The organism is Lysinibacillus sp. EB106-09-02-XG168 (assembly GCF_058791475.1).
On record NZ_JBYTDN010000003.1, the window covers coordinates 829,647 to 842,846 of the forward strand.

The 13,200-nt window shown below is 37.8% G+C and carries 8 protein-coding genes and 2 pseudogenes; 8 read left to right on the forward strand and 2 right to left on the reverse strand.

Annotation, left to right across the window (positions count from 1 at the left end):
• Positions 1 to 57: 57 nt before the first annotated feature.
• The gene (gene lpdA / locus AC3WSO_RS04885) at positions 58 to 1,395 is read left to right on the forward strand and encodes a dihydrolipoyl dehydrogenase (protein WP_492529195.1); all 1,338 of its coding nucleotides are present in this window, start codon (positions 58 to 60) and stop codon (positions 1,393 to 1,395) included.
• A 110-nt stretch (positions 1,396 to 1,505) separates the two neighbouring features.
• Here the strand turns inward: lpdA and AC3WSO_RS04890 are convergent, their stop codons facing one another.
• Positions 1,506 to 1,736 carry a hypothetical protein gene (locus AC3WSO_RS04890; protein WP_492529197.1) on the reverse strand — a complete coding sequence of 77 codons (231 nt, stop codon included), beginning with the start codon at positions 1,734 to 1,736 and terminating at the stop codon, positions 1,506 to 1,508.
• Positions 1,737 to 2,022: 286 nt separating this feature from the next.
• Here AC3WSO_RS04890 and AC3WSO_RS04895 point away from each other — a divergent pair.
• From AC3WSO_RS04895 to ssuE, 3 genes and pseudogenes are all read left to right on the forward strand, one after another.
• Positions 2,023 to 2,255 (forward strand): annotated as a pseudogene (locus tag AC3WSO_RS04895) (LLM class flavin-dependent oxidoreductase); the annotation flags it as partial.
• Positions 2,237 to 3,151: pseudogene (locus AC3WSO_RS04900) on the forward strand (ATP-grasp domain-containing protein). The pseudogenes AC3WSO_RS04895 and AC3WSO_RS04900, both read left to right, overlap by 19 nt.
• Positions 3,152 to 3,177: 26 nt before the next feature.
• Positions 3,178 to 3,711 (forward strand): NADPH-dependent FMN reductase, encoded by a 534-nt coding sequence (gene ssuE / locus AC3WSO_RS04905; protein WP_492529199.1) that lies wholly within the window; start codon positions 3,178 to 3,180, stop codon positions 3,709 to 3,711.
• A gap of 150 nt (positions 3,712 to 3,861) precedes the next feature.
• On the opposite strand, the gene AC3WSO_RS04910 is transcribed toward ssuE, so the two are convergent.
• Entirely contained in the window at positions 3,862 to 4,017 is a 156-nt protein-coding gene (locus tag AC3WSO_RS04910; RefSeq protein WP_476425997.1) for a hypothetical protein, read from the reverse strand.
• Positions 4,018 to 4,225: 208 nt separating this feature from the next.
• Between AC3WSO_RS04910 and AC3WSO_RS04915 the strand changes: the two genes are divergently transcribed.
• From AC3WSO_RS04915 to AC3WSO_RS04930, 4 genes are all read left to right on the forward strand, one after another.
• On the forward strand, positions 4,226 to 5,614 hold the full coding sequence (locus AC3WSO_RS04915; RefSeq protein ID WP_492534251.1) for an aldehyde dehydrogenase: 1,389 nt from the start codon (positions 4,226 to 4,228) through the stop codon (positions 5,612 to 5,614).
• Positions 5,615 to 6,131: 517 nt separating this feature from the next.
• A complete protein-coding gene (locus AC3WSO_RS04920; protein WP_492529201.1) occupies positions 6,132 to 7,598 on the forward strand; it encodes a UDP-N-acetylmuramoyl-L-alanyl-D-glutamate--2,6-diaminopimelate ligase in 1,467 nt (488 codons plus the stop codon).
• Between the two features lie 281 nt (positions 7,599 to 7,879).
• Entirely contained in the window at positions 7,880 to 9,457 is a 1,578-nt protein-coding gene (locus AC3WSO_RS04925; protein ID WP_492529203.1) for a peptide chain release factor 3, read from the forward strand.
• A gap of 687 nt (positions 9,458 to 10,144) precedes the next feature.
• Positions 10,145 to 13,189 (forward strand): efflux RND transporter permease subunit, encoded by a 3,045-nt coding sequence (locus AC3WSO_RS04930; protein ID WP_492529205.1) that lies wholly within the window; start codon positions 10,145 to 10,147, stop codon positions 13,187 to 13,189.
• Positions 13,190 to 13,200: the final 11 nt, after the last annotated feature.

The window sequence follows — 13,200 nt, forward strand, 5'->3', positions numbered from 1 at the left end:
GTATGGCATTGCATTCAATTTTTGTAAATGCTATGGTGGTAAATGAGGTGATTTTTCGTGGGAAAATTTGATATTGCAATTATTGGTGCGGGGCCTGGGGGCTATGTAGCAGCTATTCATGCAGCAAAAAGTGGCAAGAAGGTCGCTTTAGTAGAGCGCGATAAAGTTGGAGGGGCTTGCTATAATGTCGGCTGTATTCCTTCGAAAATTATGTTAGAGCACAGTAAGCTTATTCAAGAAATAAACCGTGGTAATGACTGGGGCATTGAAACTCCTACAGTAAATGTGAATTTTCCACGATTGATGCAACGTAAGGACGCTATTATTGACGAGCTTTTAACAAATATTGAAGGCTTTATTTTGAGCAATCAAATTACTTTTTATCGAGGGGAAGCGGCAGTATCTAGTGACTTGACTGTAACAGTTAATAATGATGCTTTTACAGCTACGGATGTTATTTTAGCAACTGGAAGTAAACCATTTGTACCACCATTTGAAGGGTTAGAAACGTCATTCTACTATACAACGGATACATTTTTTAGTCTTGAAGAACTGCCGAAGCAATTAACAATTATCGGTGGTGGTGTTATTGCAGTCGAGATGGCATTTAGTTTAGCACCACTTGGAACAAAAGTGACGATGCTAAATCATAGTGAAGATATTTTACAGACGGAAGAGCCAGATGCGCGACCACTTATTCGTGAACAGATGAAAAAGCTTGGAATTGAGCTTGTAACGGATTTTCACTTTAAACATTTTAATGGCAATGAGATTCATACCTCTAAAGGAATTTATACATATGAAAATCTTTTGTTTGCAACAGGTCGACGTCCTAATACAGAGATAGCTCAGCAGCTTGGTCTAGCATTTGATGGTCGATTGATTGCTGTCAATGAGCATCTTGAAACGAGTCAGCCACATATTTATGCGATAGGTGACTTAGTGGGTGGTTACCAGCTAGCTCATTCAGCGAGTGCAGAGGGAATGCATGTTGTGAATCATATTTTAGGGAATAAGCCAGCACTGATTGATCAAACTTCGATTCCTCGCTGTGTTTATACATATCCTGAGATTGCGACATTTGGTTTGCTGGAAGAGCAGGTGAAAGAACCTTATACGGTTACTCAATTGCCTTTACATACAAACTCTAAGGCATTAATGGAAGGTAATACAGTGGGCTTTATAAAGCTTATTGCGACGAAAGAGGAAGGACGTATTTTAGGGGCTTGTGTTGTTGCTGATGGGGCAACAGAAATGTTAAATGCTATTTTAGCTACTAAAAATGCTGGAGGCACTGCCAAAACTCTCGCAAATATGATTTTCCCACATCCTACAGTATCAGAGCATATAGGGGATGCTGCCAAAGCTATTTTTGGTAAAGCCATTCATCAATAAAGATTTTGAAACCTACATTCATCAGCGGAAGGCTATCCTTCTCGTTGGGAAAATGTAGTTTTTTTCTTTTCATTAAAGTATCCATAACAATATTGTAAAGCCTAAAATAATTATTCCAAATAAAATGGAGAGCGTTTTAAAAATAACAATATGAATTTTTTGGGAGCGAATTTATAGGAAATTAATAATACAACAGCTAATACCAAATCAATTAAAAAGAATGTTTCAGCCCCTCCCGAAAAATCATCATCTTCTTCGTACTTTTTAAAAGCAATATAAAAAGCGTTCCCAGCAAAAAATAATAATACTAATGAGCATGCAAACAGCATTAATTTACTCATACAATTACATCTCTCCTAATGATTCAGCTGCACATAAAGGCCTTAACGCCTTCGTTGAAACGAGTTTCTCTCATGTCCTTGCTCCTATAAAGAATCACCTGCCCGAATGTTTGTTCTTAAGTTGGCTATAATAGTATTCGTACAGGCTTCAAACAGTAAAATATACCCTCGACAGAACAATCTAAAAATTCTGTTGACATTGCGTTTTATTATGTTATGTTAATTCTATAAGAATACTTGGTTTTAAATTCAAATTGACTAGAAGGCAGCAGTTATTGAAAAGATTGAAATATTGGCTGCAGTTCGGCCTGGCTATCATAATCCTGCGGTAATGGCAAAAGTAGCTGCAAATATTGATCAAATTGCTAATGGTCGTTTTACTTTAAATGTAGTTTCAGCTTGGTGGGAAGAAGAAGCAAACGCAATATGGTGGTTATTTTACAGAGCATGGAGAGCGTTATGACCGCACAGAGGAATTTATTGAGGATTTAAAAGGTTTTATGGACAGAAGAAACGTTCATGAGGAACTAAACCTACCCTATGAGGTTTGGCATTTGGCGAAAGGGTAGCTTGACCTATCAAAAGAGCCACCACAAGGAATTTTTTATAGTCGTATGAGTGCTTCATCACATACGAGGGGGCATGAATTTGCACCTGAACTAACGGAGGCAGTGCTCGCGTGGCTAGAGTATCATGGCCGACCAGTTATTAATGGAAGTCGTGCCTTAAGATTAGAAGTAAGTAAGGTCAATCAATATGGTGCACTTGAAGCTGTTGGTATTCAAACACCTACAACAATAGCGACAGTTGGTAAATCGCAGCTAATAGAAGCGGCAAGAACAATTGGTACAACACCATTTATTACGAAGCATAATCGAGCAGGAAAAGGACTTGGGGTACAACTAATTCATTCAGTTGAAGTGCTAGAAGCATATGTAAATAGTGATACTTTTGAGTCACCTATAGATGGCATTACGCTTATTCAACAATATATAAAATCTCCAGATTCTTATATTACGCGATGTGAATTTGTTGGTGGTAAATTTTTATATGCAGTTCGTGTAGATACATCAGAAGGATTTGAACTTTGTCCTGCTGATAGCTGTCAAATAGTGGATCAGTTTTGTCCAGTAGGTGAAACAGCAACTAAGAAATCAAAATTTCAAATTATAGACAGCTTTTCAGAGGAGCTTATAGGGCGATATGAAGAATTTTTAGGGAAAAATAAAGTAAGTGTCGCAGGGATTGAGTCGATTATCGATGAAGAAGGTAATATTTTTACATATGACGTAAATACCAACACAAACTATAATGCAGAAGCCGAAAAAGTTGTGGGGAAATATGGTATGTTAGCTGTGGCCAAATACTTAGGGGATACATTACGTCAAAATGAAAAGACATTGCAATTTTCGTAAGGACTATGTAAAGGGGAGTGGTTAATTTGATAAAAGCAGTTATTATTAATGGCAGTAATTCGAGAAATTCACGCCTGACAGCTATTCATGATAAGGTGGAAAACTCTTTAAAGGTACAAGAAATAGCAGTACACACAAACTACGTACATGAACTGCCAGCTGTAGACTTAATTACGGCTAATTTTGCAAGTGAGGCTATCATTTCAGAAAATAAACAAGTGGAAGAAGCAGATATTATCGTGCTTTTGACGCCTATTTATAAAGCCTCATATTCAGGAATACTTAAAACTTATTTGGACTTACTGCCGCAAAAAGCATTGCAAGGAAAAATTATCTTACCGATTGCTGTAGGTGGCTCTATTGGACATTTACTCGCATTAGAATATGCATTAAAACCAATATTAGCTGTATTAGGGGCTACAAATATTGCACATTCTGTCTATATTGTTGATAAACAAATTATTCGGCTTGAAGATGGAAGCTTTGCCATCGAGGAAGAAGCAATTAACCGACTTGCTGTAGAATTAAAACAATTACAGAAAATGGTATTGGTAAACTGAGGAGACGCCCTTATATTCCGATAAAAGCTAAAATTGTTCCGATAAATCTTCATTGAATTCATAATGACATCTACAACTTTTGGTGGTGAGACATGAAGAATACAAAATAGCGCATTATAGGAAATAACCACCTCCTATAACGCGCTATTTTTAATTAGCTTCAGGTTCTTCTTTTTTCTCAATCGGTGCTGTAGAGAGATATAAGAAAGCCTCATCTTGCAATAGCAATATTTTTTCTTCACTAATACCGTGCGCTAATGGTCCAGAAAAAATGGACTCCCACCAAGTTCCTGTTGTTATTGTCATTCATCTACGCCCCCGTTTCAAATTTTCAATATGTAGTTGTAAGTTTCTCGAAGTCACAAAACCGTCTACAGTTCTAACATATTCTTTACACATCCCCTGTTTAGAAAGAGGAATTTTGGTTGTCAATGTTGTATCGTATAGACAAAGATAGTTTGTTTCGAAATGAAAAAACTATGTATGCCATTTTAAAAAAAGGGGTGCTTTTATGATGAATTTTACGACACAAGATGTAGAAAATATGATTACAGAGCAACGTCAATTTTATTTTTCTCGAGCGACGAAGAGTACAAAATTTCGAAAGGAGCAATTACTAAAACTGAAGAAAACGATTTTAAAATATGAAAAAGAAATTTTGAATGCTCTATATTTAGATTTACGTAAGAGTGAGTTTGAGGCATATGCAACAGAAATTGGCATAGTTTTAGATAGTATTTCTTATATGGTAAAGCATGTTGAAGAGTGGATGAAACCTGAAGCTGTAAAGACACCGATTCAATATCAGGTGGGAAAAAGCTTTATTGTAAGAGAACCATTTGGCGTAACATTAATCATTGGTCCTTTCAATTATCCATTTCAACTTGTTATGGAGCCATTAATCGGTGCAATTGTTGGTGGTAATACGGCTATTGTAAAACCATCAGAAACATCTGTGCATACAGCAGCAATCGTTAAAAAAATAATTGAAGAAACGTTTAATCCTTCATACGTGCGTGTTGTAGAAGGAGAGAAAGATGAAGTAACGACGCTTATTCATGCGTCCTTTGACTATATATTTTTTACAGGGAGTGTGGCAGTCGGCAAAGTTGTTGCAAAGGCAGCGGCAGAACGATTAACACCAATTGCTCTCGAACTTGGCGGGAAAAGTCCTGCAATTGTCGATCAAACAGCCAATTTAGAAGTAGCTGCGAAAAGAATTGCATGGGGGAAATTCACAAATACCGGACAAACTTGTGTAGCACCAGATTATATCCTTGTCCATAAAGAAGTCTATGACCGATTTATGAAATTATTGAAAGCAACTATTCGTTCTTTCTATGGTAAAAACGCAATAAAAAGCCCTGACTACGGCCGTATTGTCAATCTAAGACAATTTGATCGGCTACAGCAAATTATTGTAGAAGAACGTGATGCCATTACATTTGGTGGTAGAACAGATCGTGATGATTTGTATATGGAGCCTACCATTATTGAATATGTGAAATGGTCAAGTCCTTCGATGCAGGATGAACTATTTGGTCCAATTTTACCTGTGATGATGTATGATGATTTACCGCTAGCGATTCACCAAATTCGTCAGTTACCAAAGCCTTTAGCGGCGTATTTTTTCTCCGAGCATGAGAAAGCTATTCAGTACTTTTTAGAGGAACTTCCATTTGGTGGCGGGTGTATAAATGATACGATTACACATGTTGGAAATTTACATTTGCCATTTGGCGGTGTCGGGTCATCGGGGGTAAAAGCCTACCATGGAAAAGCAAGTTTTGAAAACTTTACTCATCCCAAATCAATATTAAAAAAATCTTCTAAGCTAGAGACGAATGTTCTCTTTCCCCCTTATAAACAAAAGGTTAAGCTTGTGAGAACTATAATGAAATAGTAAAAGGAGGTGTCGAATCACTAAAGATTCTTGACACCTCACTTTTTTAGGAAAAATGTAGTTGTCGATAAATGTCGGTTTTTTTATTTAAGTAAGTACATTTCGAGCATTTGAGCCATATATAAGCTGTTTGGAGGGGAAGCACGGGTTGAAAATTTTTAGAGAGCGCAGAAAAGGAACGAAGGCTAAAAGCAACTGATAATGCTCTGTTGACTAGCTCGATGGTACAACTGAGCTTTAGCTTTGTTGCCTCAAAGAGCTCATCGGATGTCGAGTAGACTCTCAGCCGGATGGAAATTAACCCCGCGATGGTAATGAGCGAAATTTTATTGAAATATTAAAGATATATTAAAATGATAGCGTTTTCATCGGAAAAACGTCCTAACAAGCATTTTCTTTATGGGCAAATAAGTAGTAAAATAAATTCAATAGATTGTGGGGGACTCATCTTGTCATTTATTGTCGAATAAACAACAAATGATGAAATGAATGTAGAGATTGAATGGAGGACTATGAAATGTATGCAGAGGAATTGTTGAATGCATTACCTTTGAAAAAAATAATTGGAGTGCTACCTAATCAAGTAACTGATATTGTAATTGATTCACGTAGTGTGCAACCAAATAGTATGTTTGTTTGTATTAAAGGTTATACGGTAGATGGTCATGACTATGCACAGAAAGCTGTTGAAGGTGGCGCAACGATAGTTGTGACAGAACGAAAGTTACCATTAGAAGAAACGATTGCGCAAGTCATTGTGAAAGATACGGATCGAGCAGTTGGTTTGTTAGCTGCAAAGTTTTTTGACTATCCTTCAAAAGATATGGCGATGATTGGTGTAACCGGAACAAATGGAAAAACTTCAGTAACAGGAATTATTCAAAACATCATGCATGGTATGGGCGAGAAATCTGCACTATCAGGGACAATCGGCTTTAATTTAAATGGTATTTTATATGAATCAGCTAATACTACAAGCGATGCATTATCGACTCAACAAATGATATTCCGTGCAAAAATGGAAGGCTGCCGATTAATGACTATGGAGGTATCTTCACACGGTTTAGCACTTGGACGTCTAGCTGGCGTTGAATATGATGTAGCTATTTTTACAAATCTTACACATGATCATCTTGATTTCCATGGAACGATGGAGGAATATGGGCATGCGAAAGGCTTATTATTCTCTCAACTTGGACAAGACTTAGAAAAGAATAAATTTGTCGTGTTAAATGCCGATGATGCTTGGTCAGAACGCTATGCAGCGATGACACCATTTCCAGTATGGACATATGGTTTGAAAAATGAAACAGCTGATTTCCGAGCTATTAACTGTGAGTATCATGATTTCATGACTTCTTTTGACGTTGAAACGCCAGAAGGAATATACCGTGTGAAAATGCATTTACTTGGGGAATTTAATATATATAATGTACTTGCTGCTATGGTTGCTTTTTATGGACGTGGTTATTCAATTGAAACAATTATTGAGCAAATTGAGCAAATACCACCAGTAAAGGGACGTATGGAGAAAGTTTGTTCAGATTTACCGGTGCAGATGTTTATAGATTATGCACATACACCTGATGCAATTGAAAAGGCGATTTCTTCAGCTCAACCATATAAAAAAGGTAAGCTTATTTTCTTAGTTGGCACAGGCGGCAATCGTGATAAATCGAAACGTCCAACAATGGCTGAAAAGGCATCAGCTGCTGATTACGTTATATTAACGACAGATGACCCGCGCTATGAAGAATACGATAGTATTACAGGTGATCTTGCTAAAGGGATGTTACATGAAAATTATGCATGTATAGGAGATCGTGCTGAAGCTGTGCGTCATGCGATTGAGGTTGCTGAACCAGGAGATATCATTATTTTTGCTGGTAAAGGACATGAAGATTATCAAATTATTGAGAATACTAAATATCCACATAGTGATGCGGATATTGCAATAGAAGCTGGCCAATTAAAATTTGTATAATATATGATCTCCAATTAGGATGTTAGAGTATACGATAGTGTGAATGCATGTAGTCATGCGAAAAGTTCACCATACTTTGAAACCCCTTTTAGTCTAAGGGGTTTTCTTTTTGGGTTAACATGAAGGTGAATATATGGAAAGAAAATGATCATCATGAGTGTTTGAGGAACTATCCACATTGGACCTAGCTAAGTATTCTTTGGGGAATTCATGTAAAAAGGTTGTAAGAAAGGCAAGTCTTCTTTTATTATTAGTAAGTATGAAAAAAGGAGAATGACGAGATGAATTCAAATTTAGAAAAAGATATATTATCACGTCGAACTTTTGCCATTATCAGTCACCCTGATGCTGGGAAAACGACGATTACAGAAAAGCTTTTACTATTTGGTGGTGCGATTCGTGATGCCGGTACGGTAAAAGGGAAGAAAACAGGTAAATTTGCAACATCTGACTGGATGGAGATTGAAAAGCAACGTGGGATTTCTGTAACCTCTTCAGTTATGCAATTTGATTATAATGGATCACGTGTGAATATTTTGGATACTCCAGGTCACCAAGATTTCTCAGAGGATACGTATCGTACATTAATGGCGGTGGATAGTGCTGTCATGGTCGTAGATGCTGCCAAAGGTATTGAAGCACAAACTTTAAAGCTGTTCAAAGTTTGTAAAATGCGTGGAATTCCAATTTTTACGTTTATTAATAAACTTGACCGTCAAGGGAAGGAGCCACTTGAGCTGATTGAAGAGCTTGAGGAGGTATTGGGCATTAACGCTTACCCAATGAACTGGCCGATCGGTATGGGTAAAGAGTTTTTAGGTATTTATGATCGTTATAATAAACGTATCGAGCAATTCCGTTCTGATGAAGCAGAACGTTTCTTGCCAATTGATGAAAACGGGGAACTTGCAGCTGAGCATCCGATGAAGGTGACTTCTTATTATTCACAAGCAATGGACGACATTATGTTGCTTGACGAAGCGGGTAATGAGTACTCGGAAGAAAAAATTCGCCGTGGTGAATTAACACCTGTTTTCTTTGGTTCTGCTTTAACAAATTTCGGTGTACAAACATTCCTTGAAACATATTTACAATTTGCACCGACACCACAGCCTCGCATTACTGAGAATGAACTATTTATTGATCCAGTTGAACATGAGGAGTTTTCAGGGTTCATTTTCAAAATTCAAGCGAATATGAACCCTGCACACCGTGACCGTATTGCCTTTGTGCGTATCGTATCGGGTAAATTTGAACGTGGCATGAACATGACTTTATCTCGTACAGGTAAATCATTCAAAGTGACACAATCTACACAATTCCTTGCGGATGACCGTGAAACAGTAGATGAAGCAGTAGCTGGTGATATTATCGGTTTATATGACACAGGTACTTATCAGATTGGCGACACAGTCGTAGGTGGTAAAAAGACATTCCAATTTGAAAAACTACCACAGTTCACGCCAGAGCTATTTGTTCGTGTAACTGCGAAAAATGTTATGAAGTCTAAGCAATTCCATAAAGGGATTTTACAATTAGTGCAAGAAGGCGCCATTCAATATTATAAAACGTTGCATACAGAAGAAGTTATTCTTGGAGCAGTTGGTCAATTACAATTTGAGGTTTTTGAGCATCGTATGAAAAACGAATATAATGTTGAAGTGAAGATGGAGCCAATCGGTTCGAAAATTGCAAGATGGATTGAAAACGAAGAGGATGTTAAAGAATCAATGTCTTCAGGTCGTTCAATGCTTGTAAAAGACCGTTTTGATAATCTTGTTTTCTTATTTGAAAATGAATTTGCTATGCGTTGGTTTGCAGATAAAAACGAAAACATTAAACTGTATAGCCTTTTATAATAAAAAGCAAAATTGTCCAGGGTGATTTCCGTTCGAGGCTACTCGCTTTGTCGCTAACGCTTCGCTTTCGCTCAGAGTAGGGCTTCCTGTGGGCGAGCGTCGAGCCGCTTCCTTCGCTTGCGCTCCGTGTAGGGTCTCACCTGTCTCGCTTTCCCACGGGAGTCGAGGAGCCTTCCACTCCTATCAACAATAGCGTAGAGTTTTTATCATTTATAGGCATTCAAAAGTGAACAAACTAACACGAATCGACATGTTGCGATTCGTGTTTTTTTACAAGGAAAATTAGAGCTTTATGTAGAATATATACAGTATTAGGAAATATAAGATTCGGCACCAACTTAAATATGGTATACGCTTTAACTTCTATCAGCGGGTATTCAAACACCGCTGATAGGAGTTAAAGCCTCAAGTGGATGTCACGGAATCGGAAAGGAGTTCTTAAAGGATGTTAGCTTAAAATCATCGCATCCATGCGATAACGTCTAACTGACCTGCATCTTGCAGGCCTAAGCACAAAGCCGATTCCGAACGCAATTATGCTGAGGCATAATTAATCAAATTGCATCTCCTAATTTTCACGTTGTGCTATATATTAAACCTATAATACATGGAGGAGTTCCAAAATTTATAAAATATTCGCCTTTTCGGGTATTATAGAAGGGAAGAGATGGAAAAGGAGCTTGTAAAGTGAATATTAGTAATTTTTCTATTAAAAGGCCTGTTTTTACAATAGTTACAATGATATTAGTCATTATTTTAGGTGGAGTTTCATTATTAAAAATACCTATTACGCTTATTCCTGAGTTACGTCCACCAATTGGCATCGTTGTTACCTCTTATCCTGGTGCAAGTCCGACCGAGGTTAATGAGAAAATAACGAAGCCATTGGAGACAACGCTTGCCACCTTACCAGGGATTAAAAAACTACAATCTACCTCTCAAGAAGGATCTAATTTAATTGTTCTCGAATTTGATTGGTCAACCAATATTGAAGATGCTCAGCTCGATATTTTACAACGCATCGACATGACCCCTTTACCGAATGATGCTGAGAAACCTAGCTTTTTAAAATTTGATCCATCTCAGTTTCCTATCATACAACTTTCACTACGGGCGGAAAATGACCATGTAGATGTACGTTTACTGGCAGAAGCCTTGGAAAAGGAACTTCGTCGAACTGCTGGTGTCGCGAGTGTAAATATTTCCGGTAAGCTAGTCGAAGAAGTTCAACTAACTTTAGACGAATCGAAGTTAGTTGAAAAAGGATTAACTCAAGCAGATGTTATTCAAATTATTCAAGCGAACAATGTTTCTCTTCCTGGTGAACCCGTATTAACAGCAGATGGAAAGATGTTAACAACTCGTATTTTAAGCATATTAAATTCACCTGAAAGCATTGCAGATTTAATCATTTCGGTAAATCCACTAGATGGTAAAGCATTAACAGTTGGAGAAGTGGCAACTGTTGAACGCACGGAGCAAAAATCTATAAATACGACACGTGCAAATGAGCATCCTGCAGTACTAATGTCTGTATTACAGGAATCAGGCGCTAATACGGCAGAAGTATCCAAAGCTTTCAAAAAGGCTTTAAATGAATTATTGACGAAGAAGCAATATGAAGGAATCGTTGCAGACGTGCTAGTGGACCAAGGTAATTACGTAGATTTAGCGATTAGCAATATCGGAACTTCTTTACTTTTAGGTGGATTATTCGCAATGCTCGTGTTATTTGTCTTTCTACGAAGTGTGAAAAGCCCTATTATTATTGGAATTGCGATTCCGTACTCGGTTATTGTTACATTTGTTTTAATGTTTTTCGCCAATTTCTCACTCAATATTATGACATTAGGGGCGTTAGCACTTGGCATCGGTATGCTTGTTGATAATGCTATTGTTGTTATAGAAAACATTGAACGACATTTAGGACTTGGCAAGGGCCCTATCGAAGCAGCTAAGGAAGGGACAAAGGAAGTGGCGCTTGCGATTACGGCGTCCACGCTCACAACAATTGCTGTATTCATTCCTGTAATGTTTATTAAAGGATTAATAGGACAAATTTTCACAGAATTTGCTTTAACTATTTCCTTTAGCTTAATCGCTTCTTTAGTCGTTGCGTTAACGGTTGTCCCAATGCTTGCAAGTCGTCTTTTAAAAATGAAATCACTCAATATTTATGAAAAACGAAATGAATCATCCTTTTACAAGAGCTACAAAACATCAATTATTTGGGTATTGCGTCACCGTATGCTTGTACTAATCTCAACAGTTGTCTGTTTTGGACTTGCCTTGTTTGGACTTATGAAAATTGGCACGGAGTTTTTACCGCCAACCGATGAAGGATTTGCATCCATAAGTGTAAATCTTGAAAAAGGGGTAGCCGTATTAGAAACAGAAAAAGTGGTTGCGAAAATTGAGGAACGTTTGAAACAGGAGAAAGATGTTGACGTATATGTTAGCTTAATCGGTGGTACACAACAAGCACAAGCTCGGGGACAAACAAGTGCCAACCAAGCTGAGCTATATGTAAAGCTTGTCCCTTTAGCAGATAGGGAACGTTCAATTTTTGAATTTGTAGAAGAGGTTGAAAGAGATTTGTATGCAAAGCTAGGGGAGCAAGTTGAAATCAACTTCAATGTCTCAACGACAACAGGCTCGTCACCAAATACATTAACGTTTAGGTTAACAGATTCTGATGAGCGAAGACTTCATAGCTCTGTTGATAAAGTGCAGCAGGAGCTATCAAAGGTGAATGCTATCACAAAGGTATCTACGGATTTAGATATCACTGTAAAAGAAATTCAAGTCGAAGTAGACCGTGAAAAGGCGAAGGACTACGGATTTGTGCCTGCACAAATTGCTCAGACGGTCAATCAAATGACAAAGGGTCAGCTAACTACGCAAATAATGGCAGAGGATGGTGCTGTATTGCCTGTTTATACAGGCTTTGGACAAGTATTTAATGATAGTATCGAGTCATTAAAATCGATGCAGCTACGTTCACCTGCAGGTTTATTTGTAAAACTAGAGGACATTGCAACTGTTTCTGTACAAGAAGGGCCAGTATCGATAAGACGTTCTGATCAGGCTGCTGCTGTTGCATTTTTTGTAGAATATAAAACGAAGGAATCGCTAGGTGGCATCTCAGCTAAAGTGGACAAAGCATTGGAAAAAGCTGATTTGCCGACTGAAACGCAAGTTGTTTTTAGTGGAGATCGTGAGCTTTATGATAGTGCGATTAATGATATGCTTTTAGCAGTTGCGTTAGCGGTCGTACTTGTATATATCGTGATGGCCGCACAGTTTGAATCTTTTAAATATCCATTCGTTATCATGTTCACAGTACCTTTAATGATCATTGGTGTTGTTATTGCTATGTTTGCTACGAACACGCTAATTGGTGTGACATCTGTTATAGGCATCTTAATATTAGTTGGGATTGTCGTGAATAATGGAATTGTCCTTGTAGATTACATTAATCAACAAAAAGCTAGAGGACTGGCGACGTATGATGCGATTGTACTTGCTACACAAGATCGACTTCGACCAATTTTAATGACTGCACTAACGACGATTTTAGGATTGCTACCACTTGCTCTTGGCATCGGTGAAGGAACAGAGATGAATAAACCGATGGGAATTGTCGTAATCGGAGGGCTTGTGACATCAACTTTATTGACTTTATATATTGTACCGATCGTATACAGCTTAATGGCTAGGAAGATGCGGTAAGTTCAGGGGGG